The following is a 22670-nucleotide window of genomic DNA, read 5'->3' as shown; positions in this document are numbered from 1 at the left end:
GGGCGGGACGTGGTGGTCACGTCCCGGCTGAGCAGAGGATGCCGGGGGCACACCAAGACGCCGTCCATGAGAGACGCAGACTTCATGCAGGCCGCGGGGAAATTGTGAAGACCCCCGCCGTGACATGGGGGGGTTATGCAGAGGAGCGCGGACTCTTACGCCGGGCAGCCGCCCACCGGGGACCGGATGGGCGTGAACGAGCGCACCTGGTAGCCCTGCCACGTGGGCAGCTCCGGGCGTTCGGAGCGGCGGCGCGCGTACGCGGACTGGGCGAGGAGGTGCACGCTCTGGCTGGCCCGTCCGACCCACATGGGGCCGTGGTAGACGAAGCGTTCCTCCTCTCCGTCCGCCCAGCGGATCACGACCCGCCACGCCTGTGCCTGAACAGCCATACCCCATCCTGCCCCATGAGGCGGAGCTGACATACGCCTGAGAACACAAATCCCCCCGCACGACACGCGACAGCTCCGGCGCCGGCACCACTTCAGGGGAGGCGGTTCGCCCGTCTTACGTAATCCTTTCGAATCTTCTGCCCACAGCAAAGCGGCGCCGACTAGACTGGTCACGGACACCGTCGAACACCCCGATCCCTGCCGCCGATGCGTAAGGAGAATGCCATGTCCAGAAAGGTCCGTCCCGCCAGCATCGCCGTGACCGGCAGCTCCCGCGCCCTGCCCGCCGCCGCCCGGCCGATGGGCGCCCCCCAGCCCGACGAGACGCTTGACGTGACGCTGCGCCTGCGCGCTCCGGCCGTCCAGCCGCGCGGCGTGCCGGCCCAACCGATGACCCGAACCGCCTTCGCCCGCGAATACGGCGCCTCGGCGGACGACCTCACCCGCGTGGAGGACTTCGCCCGCGAGCATGGCCTGGACACCGTGGAGAGCAGCGCCGCGCGCCGTACCGTGATCCTGCGCGGCTCGGTCGCGCAGATGCAGGAGGCCTTCGGCGTGACTCTGGGCCTGTACGAGAACGACGGCGTGACCTTCCGGGGCCGCAGCGGGCCGGTACACGTGCCCGCGGATCTCGCCGGCATCGTCGAGGGCGTTTTCGGCCTGGACGACCGCCCGCAGGCCCGGCCGCAGTTCCGTCTGGGCTCGCCGGTGGGGCAGCCTGGCGTGGCGTTCCCGCACGCGGCGGGCCACGGGTATACGCCCGTGGAACTCGCGCAGGCGTACCAGTTTCCGCCGGGAGACGGCGCCGGGCAGACCATCGCCATCATCGAACTCGGCGGCGGGTATACGGAGGCCGACCTGAGCGCATACTTCACCGGCCTTGGCCTGACCACACCCGCTGTCACGGCGGTGGAGGTCAACGGCGGCAGGAACGACCCGAGCGGCGATCCGAGCAGCGCGGACGGTGAAGTGCTGCTGGACATCGAGGTGGCGGGCGCCGTGGCTCCGGGCGCCCGGATCGCGGTGTACTTTGCACCAAACACCGACGCCGGGTTCCTGAATGCCATCACCACCGCCGTGCACGACGCGGAACGTCGGCCCAGCGTTGTTTCGATCAGCTGGGGCGCCGCCGAGGCCGCGTGGACGGAGCAGGCCATGCGGGCTATGGACGACGCCTTCCACGACGCTGCGATGCTGGGCGTGACCGTGCTGTGTGCTGCGGGCGACGACGGTTCGGGTGACCGGGTGGGAGACGGGCTGGCACACACGGACTTCCCCGCGTCGAGTCCGTGGGCCACCGGCTGCGGCGGCACGAGGCTCGACCTGGACGGCGGTGGCCGCATCGCCCGCGAGGTGGTGTGGAACACGCCCGGACATGGCGCCACGGGCGGCGGCGTGAGCGACGTGTTTCCGGTGCCGGACTACCAGCAGCGCGTGGGCGTACCGCCCTCCGCCAACCCCGGCCGGCGGGTGGGACGCGGCGTGCCGGACATCGCCGGGGTGGCCGACCCGCAGACCGGGTACCGCGTGCGGGTGGATGGGCAGGACATGGTGATCGGCGGCACGAGCGCCGTGGCGCCGCTGTGGGCGGGTCTGGTGGCGCGGCTGAACGCGGGCCGAGAGCAGCCCCTGGGCTTCCTGAACCCGCTGTTGTACGGAGCCGGCGCGCAGCGGGACATCACCAGTGGCGACAACGGAGCGTACCGCGCCGCTGACGGCTGGGACGCCTGCACCGGCCTGGGCAGCCCCGACGGCCAGCGCTGGCCAGCCCTCGCAGGGACCGGAACCGCAGAGCAGCCCTAACCCGGCCGCACTGACGTTGGGCGGACTCAGGAGTGGTCGCGCAACCGGGCCAGATTCCGCGACGTAGCGTGGCCGAACAGGCAGCCGTCCCTGCGGCTGAGCTGCGGCGCGCTGGCATCCTTCGAGGAGATCAGCATCACGCGCCGCGCGTCCAGCGGACGCAGAGCCATCTGGAAGTGCAGCAGGTTCATGTCCATGAACGCCCGGTAGCGCTAACCGACAATGGGTTGGTCATCATGCTCGTGCATCCAGTCCACCGGGCGGGCCACCGCAATGTGCCAGCAGGAGACACCTACCAAAGCGGCCCGGTCCGCCACGTCGCAGCCTTCACGCTGCATGAACGTCCGCCTCCGGCCCATTCTTGACAGGCCAGGGTGGGGGTGCCATCCTGAATCATTCTGAGTTTGTAACCGCTCACATTCTGGTCTGGCCAGAATTTCTGCCCACGCGCGCCTTGTAAACGGTTACAAGAACCGCGCGCTCTCCGCCCCGAGGTCTCGTATGTCCCGTCCCACCATCCACGACATTGCAAGGCTGGCCGGCGTCAGCACCGGCACCGTCAGCCGTGTGATCAACGGGCACAGCACGGTGGCGCTGCGCACGCGCCAGCAGGTGGAACAGATCATGCGTTCGGTAAACTACGCGCCGGACCCGGCCGCCCGGCAACTGTCGTGGCGCACCGGGCACACCGTCGGGCTCTCGACCATGGCGGGCGATCCGCTGCTGAGCCCGTACCAGGTGCTGTTCCGGCGCTCGCTGGAGGCGCGCACGTCGCCCGCCGGCGTGCAGCTCATCGACCTGCACGGCGACCTGGGGCCGCTGGGCCGCCTGCCGTCTGCCGTGGTGCTCATGCATATCAAGGACGACGACGCGCGCCTGACGCTGCTCGAGGAGCGTGGCGTGCCTGTGGTGCTGATCGGGCATCACCAGCAGCACAGCTGGGTCGCGCCGGATGACCGCGCCGGGGCCGAACTCGCCACCAGGCAGCTCACCGAGGCCGGGCACCGCCAGCTCATGTTCCTGGGCGCCGGCGAGAGCCAGGTGGCCCGCGACCGCGAGGACGGCTTCCGGACCGCCGCCCGCGAGGTGGACGCGGCCGTGGCGACCCTGCCCGGCGGCTTCACAGCGCTGGACGGCTACCGCACGCTGCGCCGCGCGTGGGAGCAGGGCCTGCGCTTTACCGGCTGCTTCGCGGCGAGCGACGAGCAGGCTGTCGGGGCGGTCGCGGCGCTGCAGGACCTCGGGCTGGACGTGCCGGGCCAGGTCTCGGTGGTGGGCTTCGACGGCCTGCCCGAACTGCCGCTCCCGGTGCCGCTGACCACCGTGTCGCAGGACATCGACCGCATCGCGGAGGTGGCGCTGCGCCTGGTGCAGGAAGCGCTCTCCGGTGAGCCCCCGCGCGGCGAGTTCGTGCCGGTGCGCCTTCTCCCCGGCCACACGGTGGCCCGGCCACCGTAGCGCCGCTCGGCGCTGCTCCACTCACGTTCCTTCTCTCCCCCGTTCCCGGAGGTTCTATGAAACGCACCACCTGTCTGTCGGTCCTCGCCCTCACGCTCCTCGGTCAGTCCGCCCTCGCCCAGACCACCATCAAGATCAACGGCTACGCCGGTCAGGACCCGGCCATCGTCGGCGACCTGATCAACCGCTTCGTGAAGCCGGCGCTGGCCAAGGACAAGATCACCGTCACGTACGAGCCCCTCCAGGGCGACTACAACCAGCAGCTCACCACCCAGCTCGCGTCGGGCACCGCCGGCGACGTGTTCTACCTGCCCGCCGAGACGCTCGACACCTACGTCGCCACCGGCAAGATCCTGCCGCTCAACGGCCTGGTGAACACCAGCCCCTTCATCAAGTCGCTGAACACCACGTTCACGCGCAACGGCCGCCTATACGGCATCGCCAAGGACTTCAACACCCTGACGCTGGTGTACAACAAGGACCTCTTCGACGAGGCCAAGGTCGCGTACCCCGACAACAACGACACCTGGACGACCCTCCAGACCAAACTGACCAACGTCAAGAAAGCCCTGGGCAACGATTACTACGGCATCTGCCTCGCACCAGATTACGCCCGCATGGGTCAGTTCGCGTTCTCGGCTGGCTGGAAGCCCTTCGGTGCGGGCGGCAAGACGAACCTGCTTGACCCCGCTTTTCAGAGTGCCTTCAACTTCTTCACTGGCCTGGCCAAGGACAAGGTCGGCGTGCAGCCCAGCGAGATCTCGCAGGACTGGTCCGGCGGCTGCCTCAAGACCGGCAAGGTGGCCGTGGCTATCGAGGGGAACTGGATCGTGGGCTTCCTGAAGGACAATGCGCCCAACCTGAAGTACGGCACCGCGCTGATGCCGAAAAACCCCACCACCGGCAAGCGCGGAAACTTCCTGTATACCGTCGGCTGGGCCATCAACGCCGGCACCAAGAACAAGGCGGCCGCCCTCAAGGTGCTCAATCTGCTCACCAGCCCGCAGGTGCAGCAGTACGTCCTCGAGCAGGGCCTGGCGATTCCCAGCCGGACGGCACTCTCGAACAACGCGTACTTCAAGAAGACCGACCCCGGCGCCCAGAACTCGGCGGCTGTCTTCCAAGGCGCGTCCGACGGCACGGTCAACGGCTACACCTTCGGCCCCAAGGGCCCGGACTGGGGCAAACCCATCAACGCCGCCCTGGCCGCGGTGCTCAGCGGGCAGCAGAGTGCGGCCGACGCGCTGAAAAAGGCCCAGGCGGACATGAACGCCCTCCAGAGCCGCTAAGCGCTCGGGCTCGGGGATGGAAGGGCCACGCGGCGGCCCTTCCATCCCCGCCTCACTCCGGGCCGAGACGCCCACCGGCGGGAGGCTGACATGCACAAAAGAGGTCAAGCGGCCACGGCGTACCTGTTCCTGGCCCCGTTCCTGATCACCATCCTGGTGTTCTTCTTCTATGCCTTCGCGCGCGCCGTGTACTACTCGTTCACGGACTACAACCTGTTCAACGCCCCGCGGCTGATCGGCCTCAAGCCTTACGCGGACGTGCTGGGCGACTCGCTGTTCCGCCGGGCGCTCGCCAACACGCTGGTCTTTTCGATCACCGTGACCATCCTCCAGACCATCGGCTCGCTGCTGATGGCGGTCGCGCTGAACAACAAGATCAAGGGCCAAGCCTTTTTCCGCTCGGCGTGGTATATGCCGAGCATCACCAGTTCGGTGGTCATCACCCTGATCTTCCTGTGGCTGTTCCAGCGCCGCGGCGTGGCGAACTACGTGATCACGCAGTGGCAGGCGTACCAGCCACTGATCCTGAGTTTCCTGGGCGTGCTGATCGTAGCCCAGGTCGCGCAGGTGCTGTTCGAGCGGGCGCGGCGGCTCCCGGCCCGCTGGACCGACCCGGCGCTGGCGGCCATGAGCGCCCTGATCGCCGTAGTGGTGACACTGGCCCTGAACGCGCTGGGCATCGTCCACCCGCGCGCCGTGCCGCCGTTCGACTTCCAGTACTTCTCGGACACCTGGGTGCAGATAGGCGGCGTGCGGCTGCTGAGCATGCCGCTGTTGGTGGTCATCGTGATGAACACCTTCACGACCATCCCCACGCTGATGCTGTTCTTCCTGGCCGGACTCCAGAACATCCCCGGCGCGCTGTACGAGGCCGCCGACATCGACGGCGCCACGCCCGCGCAGAAGCTGCTGAGCGTGACGGTGCCGATGCTGCGGCCGGTAACGTTCTACGTCCTGACCGTCTCCCTGATCGGCACCATGCAGATGTTCGACCAGGTGGCGGTGATCGGCTCGGCCGCGCCGCAGGAAACGCTGATCACCATGGCGTACTACGTCTACACCAACACCTTCAAGTCCGGCGCGGCGCCCGTGAACATGGCGTCGGCCGCCGCCATCGTGCTCGCGCTGATCATCCTGCTGATGGTCTATGTGCAGCGGCGCTTCTTCGTGGCGCCGGAGGCAGTGTGAGACGGGCCGCGTTCTGTCCAGCCGGAGGGCCGTCCTCAGGACGCGCCATTCCATCGGAGGTCATATGAGCGCCCCGGCCATGGCGCGCAGCGGCGCGCGCTTCGACTCGCCGCAGGATCAAGAACGCTGGCTGGCCCGCCGCCGCTGGGCGCGCGCCGGCTGGCTGTACGCGTTCATGATCGTGATGAGCTTCTTCTTCCTGGGCCCGTTCCTGATGGGGGTCCTGAGCAGCGTCAAGGACAACCCCAACGAGTACCCGCCCCGACTGCTCATCCCGCAGTTCAGCCCGGCGTCGATCTCGCGCGCGTGGGGGCAGGGCGTGCAGGGCGCCGGCGACGGCTGGAACGGCGGTCTGCGCCCAGGGCGCAGCGTGACCTTCGACGTCAGCGTGGACTCGCCGCAGGGAGCGCCGCAGGACGCGCCGACGATCGCATTGTTCACGTACCAGCCGACCAGCCTGGTGGCTCTGGCCAAGCAAGCGCAGGCGCGCGACTATGCCCAGGTCAAGACCGAGCAGACCGGTGTGAGCGGCAGCGTGCACACCTACCGCACCACCGTGACGTACCCGCCGCTGAGCCCCGCACAGGGCGAGATCATCCAGGCGAAGCTCGGCCCGGTCAGCGACCGCGTGACGGCCATTCTGCCCGGCGGACAGAACGTGGACGTCACGCTCGACACGCCCCAGGCGCAGTCGCACCAGTACGACCTGTCGGAGACGCAGCTCGTGGAATTGGTGAAGGTGGGCGGCACGTATGTGCTGCGCGGACCGGTGTTCCAGCGCACACCCCTGCAGGTGGACGTGCAGCGCGGCCAGCGCATCGTGTCGAGCACGCTGCCGCCCAGCGACCAGCAGAACTTCGACCGCTCGTTCGCATACCGCAACATCACGCCTGGCGTACTGGGCTACACCTTCAACAACTACCGCCGCGCCTTCGACGAGACCACCAACCCCCAGACCGGCCAGAGCCTGTTCCTGCGGTGGGTGGGCAACTCATTCCTGTATGCCGCGCTGCGGGTGATGGCGGCCCTGCTGTTCTGCTCGCTGGCGGGCTACGCGCTGGCGCGGCTGGACTTCCCCGGCAAGAACCTGATCTTCGTGCTGGGCGTGCTGTTCGTGCAGATGGTGCCGGGCCAGGTGAACCTGGTGAGCAACTACGTGCTGCTGCGCGACCTGCACCTGCTGAACATCTGGGGCCTGTGGCTCCAGGGCCTGGTGGCCGCCGGCGGCGTGTTCCTCATGAAACAGTTCTTTGAGGGCATGCCGCGCGAGCTGGAAGAATCCGCCTCCATCGACGGCGCCGGCCCCTTCACGACCTTCTGGCGGGTGATGCTGCCGCAGGCCGGCCCGGCGCTGATCGCGCTGGCGATCACGCAGTTCCAGGGCGCGTGGAACGACTTCTTCTGGCCGGTGGTGCTGCTGCGCCAGAACACCGACTTCACCCTCACGGTGGGGCTGTCGAACTTCCGCTCAGCGTACGGCGGGCAGGGCGACTACGGCCTGATCCTGGCCGGCGCGGTGCTGAGCGCGATTCCCGTCATCATCGTGTTCGTGGTGTTCCAACGCTACTTCGTGGACACCGGAGCCGACAGCGCTGTGAAGGGCTGACGCTCCTCCATTCCCTGCTCTCCTGACCGGCGCCGCCCTGTGGCCCGGCGCCGGCGCTTGATAAAGGATCCACCCATGCTCAGCACCCGCACGGTTCTCAAAGAAAACGAACTCTATCTGGTCGGTGACGACCGCTACGCCGTCAGCAGCGGTGAGGCAGGCTTCTACCGCCGCGACACCCGCCACCTCTCGGTGTACCGCTGGCAGCTCGACGGCCAGACGCCGCAGACGCTGGTGCAGTACCTGCGCGCGCCGTTCTGGATGAGCGAGCAGTCCGGCAACGCCGATCTGGGCTACACCATGCACACCGGCCTGACCCGCGACCTGACGGTGAGCGGCGGCGGCCTGCAAGACCGCGTGGTCGTCCGGACGTATTCGCCCGAGAGCCACGTCCTGCGCCTGGACCTTGCCGCGGACTTCGTCGACATGTTCGAGGTGCGCGGCTGGCCCGCCCTGGAGGGCCGCGTGGTCTCGGCCCAGCCGACAGAGACAGGCGTGACCTTCGCCTACACCGCCCGCGACGGCCTGCAGAACTCCACCGTCGTGACGTGCACGCCTCCGGGCCGCTGGGACGGCTCGGGGCTGGAATGGACGGTCGAGGGCCAGCCCGGCGGCACCACGCTGGAGGTGACCGTCACCGTGCATGCGCTCCACGGGGACGAAGCGCCGGTGGCGCCCGATCCCGGCGCGCTGGGCGCCGACTACGCGCGCTGGGTGGCGCCCGTGACCCTGCCGGACGCTGCGGACCAGCGCGTGCTCGACCGCAGCGTGCAGGACCTGCGCAGCCTGCTGTTCCACACCCGCCAGGGGCCGTTCCCGGCCGCTGGCCTGCCGTGGTTCGTGGCGCCGTTCGGCCGCGACTCGCTGATCATCGCGCACCTGGTGCTGCCGCACTTCCCGGAGATCGCGGTGGGCGTGGCGCGTTACCTCGCGGCGCGGCAGGGCGTGACGCACGACCCCGCCACCCTCGAAGAACCCGGCAAGATCCTGCACGAGGAACGCACCGGCGAGCTGACGCGGCTGGGCCAGACGGTGTTCCAGCCGTATTACGGCAGCGCGGACTCGACGCCGCTGTTCGTGTGGCTGGTGGGCGAACTGGCCCGCACGCACCCGGAACTCGCCACCGAACTGCGCCCGCACTGGCACGCGGCGCTGGCGTGGATGATGGGTGACGGCGACCCGGACCAGGACGGCCTGATCGAGTACACGCCGCACGCGCAGGGCATCCGCAACCAGGTGTGGAAGGACAGCGGCGACAGCACCTTCGGCGCCGACGACACGGACGCCGAGGGCGCCATCGCGGTGATCGAGGTGCAGGGCTACGCCTACGCGGCGTATCTGGCCGGCGCGCAGCTCTCGCGCCTGACCGGCGACGACGCGCAGGCCGCGGAGTACGAGCAGCGTGCCCGGCGGGTGCAGGCACGGGTACAGGAGGCCTTCTGGTGGCCGGAGCGCGGGTACTACGCGCACGCCCTGGACGGTGACAAGCGGCCCCTGCGCGTGCTCGTCAGCAACCCGGCGCACAGCCTGTGGACCGGCGTGATTCCCGCCGAGCACGCCGGCGCGGTGGTGCAGACCGCGCTGGGGCCGGAGCTGTACAGCGGCTGGGGCCTGCGCACGCTGGGCACCCATGAAGTGCGCTACAACCCGGTCTCCTACCACAACGGCTCGGTGTGGCCGCACGACACGGCCGTGTTCGCGCTGGGGCTGGAACGCTACGGCTTCACGGCCGAGGCCCGCCGGGTCTCGCGCGACCTGTACGACGCGGCGCGCTGGGCGCAGGATGCCCGGCTGCCCGAACTGTTCGCGGGCTTCACCCGTGAGGACGGGCCGCCGGTGCCGTACCCCGCCGCATGCCACCCGCAGGGCTGGGACGCCGCGATTCCCCTCGCGCTGGCCCACCTGATCGACCGGCCTCTCTCCGGTGAGTAGGACCGGACCGCGTGGCTGACCCAGCCCCACCGTCACCACGGGTCGAGGCCCTGCTGGCGCGCCTGACGCTGGAGGAGAAGGTCGGGCAGCTCCACCAGGCGCACGGCCTGGGCGCCGCGGATCACGCGGACCTGCGTGCGGGACGGCTGGGCAGCGCCATCGTCGCCACCAGCGCCACGGCCGGCAACGACCGGCAGGAGCGGGTGCGCGCCGCCGAGTTGAACGCCCTGCAACGGATCGCGGTGCAGGAGTCGCGCCTGGGCATTCCGCTGCTGTTCGCGCGCGACGTGATCCACGGCCACCGCACGGTCGCGCCGATTCCGCTCGCGCAGGCGGCGAGCTTCTCGCCCGCGCACGTGGAGGCCTGCGCGGCCGTCGCGGCGCGCGAGGCGCGGGCCGACGGCATCACGTGGGTGTACACGCCGATGCTCGACATCGCGCGCGATCCCCGCTGGGGCCGCGTGGCCGAGAGTTTCGGCGAGGACCCGCACCTCGGCGCGCGGCTGGCGGCGGCGGCGGTGCGCGGGTACCAGGGCACGGCCCTGAACGACCCGGAGCGGGTGGCGGCGTGTGCCAAGCATTTCGTCGGCTACGGCGCGGTGGAGGGCGGACGCGACTACAACACGCTGGAGATCACGGCGCACACCCTGCACAACGTGCACCTGCCGCCCTTCCGCGCCGCCGTGGACGCGGGCGTGGCGAGCGTGATGAGCGCGTTTTGCGACGTGGGCGGCGTGCCGGTCGCGGCGCACCCCGGCCTGCTGACGGACGTGCTGCGCGGCACCCTGGGCTTTCCCGGCGTGCTGGTGACCGACTGGGGCGCTGTGCTGGAACTGCTGGAGCACGGCGTGGCCGCCACCGAGGCCGACGCGGCGCGGCTGGCCCTGCTGGCCGGCAACGACATCGACATGGCGAGCGGCGCCTACCGCGCGTGTCTGCCGGCCCTGGTGGCGTCCGGCGCGGTGCCCCTGGACCGCGTCGACGCGGCGGTGCGGCGGGTGCTCGCGCTCAAGGACGCACTGGGCCTGTTCGACGACCCCTACGCCGACGAGGGCGCGGCCCCGCGGGTGCACGGCCGCGCGGACCACCGGGCGGTCACCACCGACCTTGCCCGGCGCAGCGTGGTGCTGCTCCAGAACCGCGACGACGTGCTGCCGCTGCGGCCGGGGCTCCGGATCGGCGTGGTGGGCGCCGCGGCCGGGTGGCGCGGCCAGCTGTTCGGCACGTGGACGCTCGACGGCGACGCCGCGGAGGTACCGACCCTGCTGGAGGCCGTGCGGGCACTAGCCGGGCCGGGCGAGGTGTGGCACACCGTCAACCTCGACGAGGCGATGGACTGGGCGCGGAGTACGGACGTGCTGATTGTCGCGCTGGGCGAGACCCCCACCCGCAGCGGCGAGGACCACAGCGTGGCGGGTGTGGAGCTGCCGGCCGGCCAGCTCGAACAGCTCGAGGCGCTGCGGGAGCTGGACGTGCCCATCGTGACGGTGGTCTTCGCGGGGCGCCCGCTGGTGCTCACCCGCGCGGCCCGCGCGTCTGCGGCGCTGCTGCTCGCGTGGCACCCGGGTGTCAGCGGGGGCACGCCGGTCGCCGAGATCCTGTTCGGGGCCGTGAACCCCAGCGGGCATCTGCCCGTCACCCTGCCGCGCCACGGCGGCCAGAGTCCCGCGCACTACAACCACAAGCCCACCGGCCGCCCGGTCGCCACGCGGCCCGGCGCGTTCCGCCTCAGCGACCAGCCCGACGCGCCCCTGTACCCCTTCGGCTTCGGCCTGAGCTACACGCCCTTTACGTTCACCGACCTGCGCGTGAGCGCCGCGCACGTCCGGGCCGGCGAGGACGTGCAGGTCCGCGTGACGGTCTCCAACACAGGTGAGCGCGCGGGCGAGGTGGTGACGCAGCTGTACCTGCGTGACGTGCATTCCAGCCGCACGCGGCCGGTGCGGGAACTGCGCGGCTTCGAGCGCGTGGCTCTGCCTGCCGGCGCGTCGGCGGACGTGACCTTCACCCTCGGGCCGCAGGAACTCGGCTTCTACGACGACTCCGGGCGCCTCACGCTGGAGCCCGGCGCCTTCCAGATCTGGGTGGGCGCCGACAGCCGGGCGAGTCTCACGGCGACTTTCGAGGTGCGGCCGCTGCCCTGACCGCACGCGCCCCGCAGCGGCGGATTGCCGCCGAATCCTGATCCTGCCCTCACCGCCCCCGCCGCACACTGATGTGGTCAGGGGGCGGTTCGTCTGCCCCCCGGACCGGCGGAGGATCGTCGTTCGTGGGCCATGGGCCGGCCAGCTCCGCGCAAGCGTGGGCGGCCTGGAGCGATGCGGGGGGAAGAGCATGAGGAACGGAGGAGGAAGCCGCAGGACCGGCGCCCGAATGGGGCGGGCGCCGGAACACCGACCTGGGCCTGGTGGCCGCCACGCCGCACGTCACGGATGTCGGGGGCAGCCGTGAGGGCGCTGCAGCGCCTGGCGCTGGCCAGCCTGACCCTGGGGGTGCTGGCCGCGTGTGGGGGAGGCGGCAGTCCTAAGCCCGGCCCAGATACCGTCTTCACAGACGCCAACGCGTGGAGCGGCGCCGCGCCCTCCGACGCCGAGGTCGTCAGCGCGGACGAGTTCCGCCAGCGCGTGGGGTCGGGTGAACTCGCGGTGATCAGCTCGGCCACCCTGGAGGCCCAGCGCGCGGCGCGCGAACAGCAGTTCCAGACCGACCGCTCATTTCTCCAGGGCGTCACCGATCCGTCGCCCACCCTGAAGAGTCTGCTGCAGGAGGCGGCCGGCGCGTCCGCCTTCGAGGGCGACCGCCCGGTGAAACGGCCGGACGGTCAGACGGTCGTGCTGTTCGGGCTGGGGTCCCAGCTGCGCGAGGTCGCCGAGACCGAACGCCGTGCCCAGAGCGTGGCGAACGCCCTGGACGACTACCGCCTGAGCTACTCGCTGCTGGCCCCGGATCTGGCCGCGCAGCTGCCCGCCCCGGATACCCTCCAGGGCGCTCCGCTCGCGGAGGTGCAGGCGGCGCTGGAAAGCCTGGAAGCCCTGCTGGGGGCGCATCCCACCGCCCTGAAGGCGGCGCGGCTGGAACCGGGCGGGGGCCTGGGCCCGCAGGCCATCGCCCCGGGCAACGGCACCGACAACAACGGCCCGTGCACGCCCACGAACTACGTGAAGCGCTACTGGTTCCCGCTCAAGAATTTCGTCAGTCCGGTCAAAAATCAGGCCAGCCGCGGCACGTGCTGGGCGTTTACCGCCATCGGGGCGCTCGAGAGCCGCGAGCGGGTGCAGAACGACAACCCCGCCGACCTCTCGGAACAGTTCCTGGTGAACAAGGTCAAGCAGGACTGGGACGCGAACGACTACTCCGACGGCTACTGGTCCGAGCGGGCGCTGGACACCGCTGCGGACAAGGGGCAGGCCATGCCGCCCGAGGGCAGCTGGACGTACAACGGCGCGACCAGCCGGCCTTCGGTCAAGGACGGTGACAGCGGCTCGTACGCCAACACCTGCAGCGGCTACACCGGAACGTGCTCCGACACCGCGCACGAGAGCCGCCGGGTGTGCTCGACCTTCATCTTCACGGTGTGCAGCTACGTCCGCGTGACCTTCGGCGGACCCGGTGTGGCGTCCTCGAAGACGGTCCAGGTCTGGAAGAGCGGCAACGCCTTCGACCTCGCCCGGCTGCGCCAGTACCTGTCGAGCGGTCACGTGCTGATGGCCAGCTTCCCCGTCTACAAGGGCTTCATGGACGACGTGACGAACAATGGCGTGGTCAGCAACTACAAGACCACCAAGCTCGACGACAAGGGTAAGGAAGTCGACGGCTCCTACGGCGGCCACGCGGTCCAGATCGTGGGCTTCCTCAGCAACGCCGACCTCACGTCCTTCGGCACCACGCCCAACATCGGCGGCGGCGGGTACTTCATCATCAAGAACTCGTGGGGCTGCAACGCGGGCGACGCCGGGTACTACTATGTGCCCGCCGACTACGTCAGCCAGCGCTTCACGTCGCTGAGCGTGCTGAACTTCGACACGCGGCGCAGTGACGCGTGGACCCGCGAGCAGGCCACGCCAGGCGGCTCGGAAGCGCCCAGCATCGAGATCCGTTCTCCGAGCGTGCTGGCCGACCTGCGCGTCGAGAAGGACCTGACCTCCGCCTTCAAGATCACGCACGCTGTCGCCAAGAGCGTCACGCTGACGGTGACCTCGGACAGGGACGGCACGGTCTACACCGGCCCGTGGAGCACCGATTCCTCGGCGCTGTTCGGCTCGACCCTGAAGTACAGCTTCGGCAGCGTCGGCACGCGCACCCTGACCCTCGTGGCCCGGTACGGTACGCGTCAGGCCAGCGCCACCATGACCGTGACAGTGGTGAACACGGCGCCCACCATTTCCCTCGCGTTCTCTGGCGATCCGCACCAGAGTGAGGATTATCCCATCGTCGCCCAGATCGTGGACCCCAACGAGGCCGACGTGACCCGCCTGTGCACGAACACCACCTGGAGCGTGGACGCGCCCGACACGCTCTCCGCCACGAGCGGCTGCGCGGTGAAGGTGAAGTTCGGCGCCACCGGCTCCCGTCAGGTGCGGGTGTCCACCCGGGACAGCGAGGGCCAGACCGCTTCGCGGACACTCACCCTGAACGTGCTGCCGCCGTCGGTCAATCCCTATCCGCGCGTCGTGTCGTCCGGGGTCTACGCGCGTGACTTCAACGCCAACCTGCGGCTGTGCTACGACCGCACGGTCGGCAGCGGCGCCACCATCGACCTGCGCGAGAAGGGCTGCCGGCAGACCGTGGTCCTGCCCGAACCGCAGCGGTACTCCGCCCAGGTGCAGGTCGAGAACCCCTCGGGCGAGGCGCTGAAATACGACTGGACGCTGTACGTCACGGACAACGCCGGCGAACGCCCCCTGTACGTGACCCGCGGTTCGGCCAGCGCCGAGTTCCCGCTGTACCCCTACAAGAACGCGGTCGAGGTGACCAACAACTGCCGGATCACCGTGACCGTCAACGCCCCTGATCCCACCCGCAGCAAGACCCTGACGGTATGGACGGGCCGCTGCACGTACTACTCCACGTACATCGGCTAAGGATTCGGCCGCTACAGGCGCGGGGCTGTCCCACCACGGGGCGGCCCCGCATCCTCATGTCGTGGGCCAGATGTGGCGACGCGGGCCAGCTCCACTCCATGACCCCTGACAGACGGTCGTCCGGACGCATGACACAGCACCGAGGCGACCGGAGTGGGGACGGTACAGGTGCAGTCGGGCAGGACCGGCGACATCATCGAGATCGTCCGCGAGATTCCGGTGCCGGCGCTGCACCGTGAGGACTCAATGGCGGTGGGCTGCCTGTCCTCTCATGGCGGGATGGAAATGGGCGCCCATCCGTTTACCGCGGCCTCACGACGCGGCCGATCCACCTGTCGAGACTGGGAGCATGTCTGCCCACCCTGTCCGGCGGGGACGCCGCACCCACCGTCGGTGGACGCTGACCCTGCCCATACTGGGCGCCGCGTACGGCACCCATTTCCTGCGGTTCCCGCGGCGCGGCTGGGCGCGCAGCACCGAATCCGCCGGCGTGGGTCCTGTCACGCAGCGCACGTACTGGATCGACATCGCGCAGCCGGTCCACACCGACGCCCAGACCGTGCAGCATGTTCTAGATGCCCTTCCGGAGCTGGTGCCCAAGGTGCTCGCGTGGTTCCGGCGGCGGCCGGCCGCGACTGGGCCGGGTCCGGTGGGCGACCGGTTCACGATCCTGATGCTCGGGATGCGGCGCGCCCGGGTGCAGGTGGTGGAGGTGCACGGCACGTCCTTCCGCATGCAGACCCTGCGCCAGCACTCCGAGTCCGGGTGGATCGAGGTCCGCACCCACCCGCGCCCGCACGGATACCGCCTGGAGGTGGTCTCGCGCGTGCGGGCGAGCAGCTGGTTCGACCGCGTGGCGTACCTGTGCGGTGTCGGCATTCTGCAGCGCATGACGTGGGAGGCCACCCTGCGCCGCGCGCTCACCTACAGCGGCGGGCGGAGAGTCGGCCACGGCACCGCCACCGTCGAGTGGCCGTAGTTCGCTGCACAGGCCGTCAAACTGTCACTCAGTGCATACGGATGGTCCACCCGGCAGCATCGCCATTCAAAGCAATGTTGAATTCTCTGAACTTTCCGGTTCGGGACTTCACAGAGTCGCGGAGTTGATCGAGGGCCGTGCTGGGGCCGCGGCTGGCCGCCACGCGGGTGTGCACGCGCGGCGTTCAAGACGAGATAACGGCCGCGGTCTGAACACCCCCACCGCTGTGAACGCATCTGAGCGGCCCGGCACCCTTGGCCGCTGATACCGTGAGCACGTGATGAGAACAAGCGTCCTGCTGGCCCTCCCCCTCCTGCTCGCCTCCTGCGCCTTCGACAAGGCCGCTCCGATCATCGAGCCCCCCGCCCAGACGGGTGACCCGCTGTCCCTGAGCCTGAGTGGCACCGTCCGGCTGAGCGACACCACGACGTTCACCGACGCTGAGGCCGCTGGCGAGAAACTGACGCTGACCAGTCCGGTCTTCGATCAAACGACAGGAGTGACCATCGCGACCCTGGCCTCCACCACCGTGGGCGCGGACCTCAGCTTCACACTGACCACTACGCAGGCGGCGCTCGACGCCCAGCTCAGGTCCGTGACGGAGCCGGAAGCAGACCCGAACTGCACGGGCACGCTGAACTACGCCTATGACAGGGCCACCTTCAAGATCATTGACCGTGTCGACACGATGCTGCTGGGCGACGCGACGGGTGAGCAGTACCTCTCGCTGCGCCCGGTCGGCGCGGCCGTGCCAACCCTGACGGACAGCTTCGTGCTGGATTACGCGAACGGCCCCGCGACGATCACGGTCGATCAGACGTGCACGTACGACCCGGGCAACGGCACCACCGCCACACGCCGTACAAAGGGCACGGTCAAGTACCACAAGGGCTGGAACCTGCACCACCTGACGATCACCACAAGTGGGAGCACCACCACGTCCACCTTCGCAGACGCCGCCCTGCCCAACACCTTCGTGCTGACGCCGTACCCGCAGCCCATCAACACCCAGGCCCTCAAGCGTGCCATGACACCCCTCTTCGTCACGCGCTGACAGACCGCACCATCGACGGACGCGCCCTCCCGATGGGCGCGTTCGTCATGTTCGACTCCGGGCGCACAGGTTGAAGCAAGGGGCCGGGGTCAGGTCACCGCCGCGGAGAGGTCAGGACCAGCGCAGATTGCGGTGAAGGGCTGCGCTGTCTGACTCTGCCACCGATTCCCCCGCGCGACCGGGACGCAGAGAAACCGCGACCAGCACACGGTGGTTTTCACCTCCGTAAATCCAGACGCGGATGGCGTCTCCATAGGTCGCTGTCACCCTCCAGCCGGACCAGCTCACCGACCAAGTCGAGGGCACGACGGTCAGCAGCGATAGATCAGGTCCTGAACCCACGCTCAGGGGCCTTTTGAGCGACACGCCCGGATCATGCAGCTTGCCCTCCTGGTCCCAGGTGCCACCGTCGTGACCAGCAGGACGCCTTCGTGACGTCCTGCAATGCTCTTGACCCGGCATCCTGGGAAAACCGTAAAGCTCCAGCTTGATCTGCGGGCTGACCTCCCCGCACAAGCACCGGACCGGAAAGTGCGGACCGTGTGGCGGCGCGCGGCGCCCAGTGGCCGGGCACTTTTCCGCGTGCACTGGCGCGGCGCCGTCCGTTCGCGCGGTCTGGACGGGCGGGCGCGTGAACGCCGCTTTAGGCAACCGGACGGCCACGTAAGCGGAGCCTCTGCCCGCCTTGAAGCGGCGTGGGCGCGCGCTCCCACCCGTCCGAACACACTGGGGCACACGGCAGCGCCGCCGGCACTCCGGATGCCGGCGACGCGGCCATTCCCCTTCAGGAGGACGTCATGGCTGATTCCACCGCGCCCGAACGTGCGCCCGTCTCGCAGTTCCCGACCAGCCCCCCACCCGAAACGCAGCAGCGGGAACCCGGCAGCGAAGCGCAGATGCAGCTTGCGCCCATCGTCATCCGCGAGTCCTACCGGGGCAGCGGGAAGCTCGAGGGCAAGGTCGCCCTGATCACCGGGGGCGACAGCGGCATCGGACGCGCTGTCGCTGTCCATTTCGCCCATGAGGGCGCCGACGTCGCTGTCGCGTACCTCGACGAGCACGAGGACGCCCGCGCGACCCGGCAGATGGTCGAAGACGTGGGCCGCCGCTGCGTGCTGCTGGCCGGCGACATCGGTGATCCGGCGTTCTGCCGGGACGCCGTCGAAGGCACGGTCCGCGACCTGGGGGGCCTCAACATCCTGGTGAACAACGCGGCCGAGCAGCACCCGCAGGAGGACCTCACCGACATCACGCCCGAGCAGCTCGAACGCACCTTCCGCACCAACATCTTCGCGATGTTCTACCTCACCCAGGCCGCCCTGCCGCACCTCCGGCGGGGCGACGCGATCATCAACACCACCAGCGTGACCGCGTACAAGGGCAGCCCGCAGCTGCTGGACTACTCCAGCACCAAGGGCGCCATCGTCGCCTTCACGCGCAGCCTGAGCGGCAACCTCGCCAAGCGCGGCGTGCGCGTGAATGCGGTCGCGCCCGGCCCGATCTGGACGCCCCTGATTCCCAGCACCTTCGACGAGAAACGCGTCGAGGAGCACGGCCAGTCCACGCCACTCGAGCGGCTGGGGCAGCCGGCGGACGTGGCCCCGGCCTACGTCTTCCTGGCCAGCGACGACGGCGCCTACATCACCGGTCAGGTTATCCACCCGAACGGCGGCGACGTCGTGAACGGCTGACCCCACCACCCCGCCCCCCAGAAGCACCCCACAAGGAGAGACCCGATGGCCACCCTGATTCCTTTGTCCCAGCTTGTCCGCGACCACAACTACGACCTGAGCGGCGTCTTCGACCCCACGGGCCTGCCCGCGTATGCCGGCAACGACAAGGTCGGCACCGTGCGCGGCGCCCTGAGCGAGGACGGCGGCCGCCTGCGCTACCTGATCCTGGACGTCGGCGGGTGGTTCTCCGCCAAGGAGGTGCTCGTGCCAGTCGGCCTGGCCCGCATCGAGGACGACGGCGTGTATGTGGACTCCATGACCAAGGATCAGGTCAAGGCCATGAGCGCGTACCACGAGGGCCAGGAGTACACCTACGACACCCAGGTCGCCGACGAGCGCGTCCTGCGCGGCTCGGCCGAGACGGTGCCGCTGGTGTCCATGCCCGGCGGTCAGTACGACTACCGTGACCACGACGCGGCCGACACGATGTACAAGACCCCGCAGCGGCTGCGGCTCCTCGAGGAACGCCTGCAGGTGAACAAGCAGCGTGCGGTGGCGGGCAGCGTGGAGATCGGCAAGCGTGTCGAGACGCGCACCGAGAACGTCAACGTGGGCCTGGAGCACGAGGAACTCGTGATCGAGCGCACGCCGGTGAGCGAGCCGCGTCCGGTGGATGGCACGGTTCGCCTGGGTGACGCCAGCGAAACGGTGCGGGTGGACCTAGAAGCAGAAACGGCCCAGCTGAACAAGCAGGCCTTCGTCACCGAGGAAGTGGAGATCGGCAAGCGCACCGTGACCGAGCAGCAGACGCTCAGCGATACCGTGGGCCGCGAAGTGCTGGACGTCACCAAGACCGGCGACGTGGTCCTGGACGGCGAGACGCCCCGCACGGCCACCGACGGGCGGGCCATCACCGCGGACGATACGGCCACGGCCACCACCGACGGCGCGGCAGAGCGCCGCTGAGCGCCCATGCCCGACGACACCGCCCTCCCGCCGGACCCGGACGCAGCTCCCGAACGCCAGCTCATCGAGCTGCGCGAGGAGGTGCTGAACGTCGAGAAGCGCCGCGAGGTCTACGCCCACGCCACGGTGCGGCGCGAACGCCGCGTCCGGACGGAAGTCGTGCAGCTGGAACTCGTCACCGAGGTGCTGGTGATCACGGCCGCGCCCGGTGGTCCGGCGGTGCTGGTCGACGGTGCGGCGCTGGCGCCGGGCGAAACGCGCGAGATCGTGCTGTACCGCGAGACCGCCCTCCCTGGCAAGGAGGTGGTGGTGACCCAGGAAGTCCACCTCGGCAAAGACCGCCACATCCGGCCGTACACCGCCGACGTCGAACTCGCATACGAGGAACTGGTCGTGAACCAGCTGCCCACGGAAGGAGACCCACCATGACCACGATGGACGTCAAGGCCCAGCAGGCCGCCGCCGAAGCCCGCCACCTGGGGGACCGCCACCTCGCCATGAAACTGCAGCGCTCCCAGGAGCAGCTCCTCGACCTGCTGCACGCCCAGCAGCACGACCTCCGGCTCCTGAAACGCGACGTGAAGCGCCGCCGGTCCGGCGGCTTCCCGTGGGGTCTGGTGCTGCTGATCGGTGGGGGCTACGCCGCGTACCGCAGCAGTCCCGCCGTCCGTGACCGAGTGCAGGACCTGATGGGCCGCCTCAATCCTGGCATGCAGGGCAACGCGAAGCGCGCAGGCGACGCCGTGAAGGACGGCGCCAGCGATGTCGGCCAGGGCCGCAGTCCGGTCGAGGCCTTCCAGCGTGCGGGAGGGGAAGCCCAGCGCGCCGGCGAGAAGGCGATGGGCAGCGCCAAGGACACCACGCAGAACGCCACGGCCCCGTCCCAGCCTGCGGGCGACGGCGTCCGGACCCAGCGCGGGGAGGGTTCTTCGTGACCCTGGTGGACCATGGCACTGTGCTGAGCCGGATCAACTGGACGGGAGTGATTGCGGGACTGGCGGTGGGCGTCGTGACCCAGCTGTCGCTCAGCGCCCTCGGCGTCGTCTTCGGCGCCGGTGCCAACTCCTTCGGTAACCTCGCCATCGGCACCGTCGTGTGGCTCGCCCTGTCCATCGCCATCTCCAGCGTCCTGGCCGGCCTGACCGCCGCCCGCGCGGCCGGCTACCTCACCCCTGCCCAGGGCCGCTTCAACGGCCTGATCACCGGCTGCCTGCTGGCGGTGCTCACCACCCTGGTCCTGAGCAACGCCCTGACCGCCGGCTACCGCACCGCCAGCACGGTCATCGGCAACGTCGTCGGCACCGCCGCGAGTGGCGCCGCTGCCGCAGGCAGCGCCGCCGCGAACACTGGCGCGCTGCAGAGTGACCCGGTGCAGAACATCGTGAACGGCCTGGACGATCAGGAGATCGGACAGCTGATCGCCGACGGCGCGCCGGAACTGAGTGATCAGCAGGCCACGGCGGCGACGCGGGTGGTGAGTGGGATCATCCGGCGGGCCAGCAACGACATCGGGAAGAACCTCGGGGACCTGACCAACCTGGGCCAGGTGGTCACGAAGCGGGTGGACGCGATCACGGGGGCGCTGTCGGGACCGGAGTTCGTGAGCCGGCTGCAGCGTCAGGGGCTGAGCCAGGCGCAGGCGCAGCAGACGGCGCAGGCGATCAGTGCGCGGGCGACGGAACTCAAGCAGCAGGCCCTGGACACGGCGGCGGCGACGGAACGGATCGCGCGGCAGACGGCGACGACGGCGGGGTGGAGCTTCCTGCTGGCGCTGGGCCTGATCCTGGGCTTCGCTACCCTCGGTGGCGGGATGGGTGCTGACCGCCCCAAGCCGGGTCAGGGTCTGGACGGCCAGGTGAGCCGCACCCACTGACCAGCCTCCACGTTCACGCCTCCCACCACAGCGGAGGTCCGCTCCGCCCCCGTCTATCCGGATCACCGGTTATGACTCCGACGGGGGCGGATTGATGTACCGGCCGCAGGTCCTCGCCCCCTCACCCGAACGCCAGGAGACCACCATGCCGCACGATCCCAGCGACACCGCCGCGACCGAATCTTCCAGCACGACCCGCCGCCGGGTTCTGGGCAAGATCGGCACAGGACTGGCCGCGACCTTCGCCTCGCCCGCGCTGGCCCTGCAAGGCGGCGCCGTCACCCCGGGCACTGGCATCCGCCAACCCGCCCAGTCCATCAAGCGCGATCCGACCACTCAGTATCCTCGGCCGCCGTTTCCGAAGCAGAGCCAGCCGTGGCCGGGCCTGACCAGTCACATGACGCCCCGCCCTGACCACGGCGAGACCTCTTACCAGGGCAGCGGCCGCCTGACCGGCCGCAAGGCGCTGATCACCGGCGGCGACAGCGGCATTGGCCGGGCAGTCGCCATCGCGTACGCGCGTGAAGGAGCGGACGTCGCCATCAACTACCTGCCTGCAGAGGAAAGCGACGCCCAGGAGGTCATCGCCCTGATCCGCGCGGCCGGACGCAAGGCACTCGCCATCCCCGGCGACATCCGCAGTGAGGCCTTCTGCCAGCAGCTCGTCGCTCGGGCGGTGCAGGGCCTGGGCGGGCTGGATATTCTGGTCAGCAACGCTGCCCGGCAGCACCAGGTGCCGTCCATCCTCGACCTGACCACCGAACTGTTCGACTGGACGCTGAAGACGAACCTGTATGCCATGTTCTGGATCACCAAAGCGGCTGTGCCGCACTTTCAGCCCGGCGCGTGCATCATCGTCACGGCCAGCGAGCAGGCGTACGATCCGTCGCCGAACCTGCTGGACTACGCGCAGACCAAGGCGGCACAGGTCGCCTTCACCAAGCTGCTCTCTAAGCAGCTGATTCCCCGGGGCATCCGCGTGAACGCCGTGGCGCCCGGACCCATCTGGACGCCCCTGCAACCCAGCGGCGGCCAGGACCCCGCCAAGTTGCCGCAGTTCGGCGCCGACACGCCGATCGGCCGCGCGGGCCAGCCGGCCGAGCTGGCTGCCGCGTACGTGACCTTGGCGTCCCAGGAGTCCAGCTACGCCACTGGCCAGGTGTACGGCGTCAACGGCGGTCACGCCCAGCCCTGAGCACTGCGGCCGCTCACCGGACTGCTGGGGCCGGCATTGGACTGCTTCCGATGCTGGCCCCGACACTGCATGCCATCGTCCCGAGGAAACACGCACTGCGGTGATCCAGGACGCCGCCGGCCGGCCCACACAGAGGCCGTGCCCGGTCGAGAAGAGTCTCGACTGAGCACGGTCCTGCCCA

The 22670-nt window shown here is 69.7% G+C and carries 18 protein-coding genes; 16 read left to right on the top strand and 2 right to left on the bottom strand.

All coding sequences use genetic code 11. From position 1 onward, the window contains the following. Window positions 1-155: 155 nt before the first annotated feature. Entirely contained in the window at window positions 156-392 is a 237-nt protein-coding gene (locus HNQ07_RS10700; RefSeq protein ID WP_184111525.1) for a hypothetical protein, read from the bottom strand. Window positions 393-617: 225 nt separating this feature from the next. Between HNQ07_RS10700 and HNQ07_RS10695 the strand changes: the two genes are divergently transcribed. Further along, window positions 618-2195 carry a S53 family peptidase gene (locus HNQ07_RS10695; RefSeq protein ID WP_184111523.1) on the top strand — a complete coding sequence of 526 codons (1578 nt, stop codon included), beginning with the start codon at window positions 618-620 and terminating at the stop codon, window positions 2193-2195. Window positions 2196-2221: 26 nt separating this feature from the next. Here HNQ07_RS10695 and HNQ07_RS10690 read toward each other — a convergent pair whose 3' ends face one another. Then, window positions 2222-2392: a hypothetical protein gene (locus tag HNQ07_RS10690; protein WP_184111521.1), complete on the bottom strand. Its 171-nt coding sequence runs from the start codon at window positions 2390-2392 to the stop codon at window positions 2222-2224. 304 nt (window positions 2393-2696) lie between these two features. Here HNQ07_RS10690 and HNQ07_RS10685 point away from each other — a divergent pair, with 304 nt between their 5' ends. From HNQ07_RS10685 to HNQ07_RS10615, 15 genes are all read left to right on the top strand, one after another. Beyond that, a complete protein-coding gene (locus HNQ07_RS10685; protein WP_184111519.1) occupies window positions 2697-3653 on the top strand; it encodes a LacI family DNA-binding transcriptional regulator in 957 nt (318 codons plus the stop codon). Between the two features lie 56 nt (window positions 3654-3709). Then, window positions 3710-4942, top strand: a complete 1233-nt coding sequence (locus HNQ07_RS10680; RefSeq protein ID WP_184111517.1) for an ABC transporter substrate-binding protein — start codon at window positions 3710-3712, stop codon at window positions 4940-4942. 90 nt (window positions 4943-5032) lie between these two features. Then, complete coding sequence (locus tag HNQ07_RS10675) at window positions 5033-6130, top strand: carbohydrate ABC transporter permease (RefSeq protein ID WP_184111515.1); 1098 nt, start codon at window positions 5033-5035, stop codon at window positions 6128-6130. A 64-nt stretch (window positions 6131-6194) separates the two neighbouring features. Beyond that, the gene (locus tag HNQ07_RS10670) at window positions 6195-7736 is read left to right on the top strand and encodes a carbohydrate ABC transporter permease (RefSeq protein WP_229832356.1); all 1542 of its coding nucleotides are present in this window, start codon (window positions 6195-6197) and stop codon (window positions 7734-7736) included. Window positions 7737-7811: 75 nt separating this feature from the next. Beyond that, window positions 7812-9668: an amylo-alpha-1,6-glucosidase gene (locus HNQ07_RS10665; protein ID WP_184111513.1), complete on the top strand. Its 1857-nt coding sequence runs from the start codon at window positions 7812-7814 to the stop codon at window positions 9666-9668. A gap of 11 nt (window positions 9669-9679) precedes the next feature. Beyond that, window positions 9680-11812 carry a glycoside hydrolase family 3 N-terminal domain-containing protein gene (locus HNQ07_RS10660; RefSeq protein ID WP_184111511.1) on the top strand — a complete coding sequence of 711 codons (2133 nt, stop codon included), beginning with the start codon at window positions 9680-9682 and terminating at the stop codon, window positions 11810-11812. 303 nt (window positions 11813-12115) lie between these two features. Next, window positions 12116-14749, top strand: a complete 2634-nt coding sequence (locus HNQ07_RS10655; protein WP_184111509.1) for a C1 family peptidase — start codon at window positions 12116-12118, stop codon at window positions 14747-14749. A 349-nt stretch (window positions 14750-15098) separates the two neighbouring features. Beyond that, window positions 15099-15728 (top strand): hypothetical protein, encoded by a 630-nt coding sequence (locus HNQ07_RS10650; protein WP_184111507.1) that lies wholly within the window; start codon window positions 15099-15101, stop codon window positions 15726-15728. Between the two features lie 280 nt (window positions 15729-16008). Continuing rightward, window positions 16009-16782 (top strand): hypothetical protein, encoded by a 774-nt coding sequence (locus HNQ07_RS10645; protein WP_184111505.1) that lies wholly within the window; start codon window positions 16009-16011, stop codon window positions 16780-16782. Window positions 16783-17579: 797 nt separating this feature from the next. Further along, window positions 17580-18473 carry an SDR family oxidoreductase gene (locus HNQ07_RS10640; RefSeq protein WP_184111503.1) on the top strand — a complete coding sequence of 298 codons (894 nt, stop codon included), beginning with the start codon at window positions 17580-17582 and terminating at the stop codon, window positions 18471-18473. Between the two features lie 45 nt (window positions 18474-18518). Continuing rightward, window positions 18519-19421, top strand: coding sequence for a PRC and DUF2382 domain-containing protein (locus tag HNQ07_RS10635; protein ID WP_184111501.1), 903 nt, complete (start codon window positions 18519-18521; stop codon window positions 19419-19421). Between the two features lie 6 nt (window positions 19422-19427). Continuing rightward, window positions 19428-19850, top strand: a complete 423-nt coding sequence (locus tag HNQ07_RS10630; RefSeq protein WP_184111499.1) for a DUF2382 domain-containing protein — start codon at window positions 19428-19430, stop codon at window positions 19848-19850. After that, the gene (locus HNQ07_RS10625) at window positions 19847-20356 is read left to right on the top strand and encodes a hypothetical protein (protein WP_184111498.1); all 510 of its coding nucleotides are present in this window, start codon (window positions 19847-19849) and stop codon (window positions 20354-20356) included. Before HNQ07_RS10630 ends, HNQ07_RS10625 begins: the two co-directional genes overlap by 4 nt. Then, entirely contained in the window at window positions 20353-21294 is a 942-nt protein-coding gene (locus tag HNQ07_RS10620) for a hypothetical protein (protein WP_184111496.1), read from the top strand. Before HNQ07_RS10625 ends, HNQ07_RS10620 begins: the two co-directional genes overlap by 4 nt. A 145-nt stretch (window positions 21295-21439) precedes the next feature. After that, window positions 21440-22489 (top strand): SDR family oxidoreductase, encoded by a 1050-nt coding sequence (locus HNQ07_RS10615; RefSeq protein ID WP_184111494.1) that lies wholly within the window; start codon window positions 21440-21442, stop codon window positions 22487-22489. Window positions 22490-22670 lie beyond the last annotated feature (181 nt).

Origin of the sequence: Deinococcus metalli (assembly GCF_014201805.1) — a bacterium.
In the GTDB taxonomy this organism is placed as follows: domain Bacteria; phylum Deinococcota; class Deinococci; order Deinococcales; family Deinococcaceae; genus Deinococcus; species Deinococcus metalli.
The sequence above is the reverse complement of the archived record's forward strand: the minus strand, read 5'-3'. Positions and strand labels throughout refer to the sequence as shown.

Coding starts and splice junctions, on each gene's coding strand:
- HNQ07_RS10700 (WP_184111525.1), bottom strand. CDS start 392: ATGGCTGTTCAGGCACAGGCGTGGCGGGTCGTGATCCGCTGGGCGGAC.
- HNQ07_RS10695 (WP_184111523.1), top strand. CDS start 618: ATGTCCAGAAAGGTCCGTCCCGCCAGCATCGCCGTGACCGGCAGCTCC.
- HNQ07_RS10690 (WP_184111521.1), bottom strand. CDS start 2,392: ATGGACATGAACCTGCTGCACTTCCAGATGGCTCTGCGTCCGCTGGAC.
- HNQ07_RS10685 (WP_184111519.1), top strand. CDS start 2,697: ATGTCCCGTCCCACCATCCACGACATTGCAAGGCTGGCCGGCGTCAGC.
- HNQ07_RS10680 (WP_184111517.1), top strand. CDS start 3,710: ATGAAACGCACCACCTGTCTGTCGGTCCTCGCCCTCACGCTCCTCGGT.
- HNQ07_RS10675 (WP_184111515.1), top strand. CDS start 5,033: ATGCACAAAAGAGGTCAAGCGGCCACGGCGTACCTGTTCCTGGCCCCG.
- HNQ07_RS10670 (WP_229832356.1), top strand. CDS start 6,195: ATGAGCGCCCCGGCCATGGCGCGCAGCGGCGCGCGCTTCGACTCGCCG.
- HNQ07_RS10665 (WP_184111513.1), top strand. CDS start 7,812: ATGCTCAGCACCCGCACGGTTCTCAAAGAAAACGAACTCTATCTGGTC.
- HNQ07_RS10650 (WP_184111507.1), top strand. CDS start 15,099: ATGTCTGCCCACCCTGTCCGGCGGGGACGCCGCACCCACCGTCGGTGG.
- HNQ07_RS10645 (WP_184111505.1), top strand. CDS start 16,009: ATGAGAACAAGCGTCCTGCTGGCCCTCCCCCTCCTGCTCGCCTCCTGC.
- HNQ07_RS10640 (WP_184111503.1), top strand. CDS start 17,580: ATGGCTGATTCCACCGCGCCCGAACGTGCGCCCGTCTCGCAGTTCCCG.
- HNQ07_RS10635 (WP_184111501.1), top strand. CDS start 18,519: ATGGCCACCCTGATTCCTTTGTCCCAGCTTGTCCGCGACCACAACTAC.
- HNQ07_RS10630 (WP_184111499.1), top strand. CDS start 19,428: ATGCCCGACGACACCGCCCTCCCGCCGGACCCGGACGCAGCTCCCGAA.
- HNQ07_RS10625 (WP_184111498.1), top strand. CDS start 19,847: ATGACCACGATGGACGTCAAGGCCCAGCAGGCCGCCGCCGAAGCCCGC.
- HNQ07_RS10615 (WP_184111494.1), top strand. CDS start 21,440: ATGCCGCACGATCCCAGCGACACCGCCGCGACCGAATCTTCCAGCACG.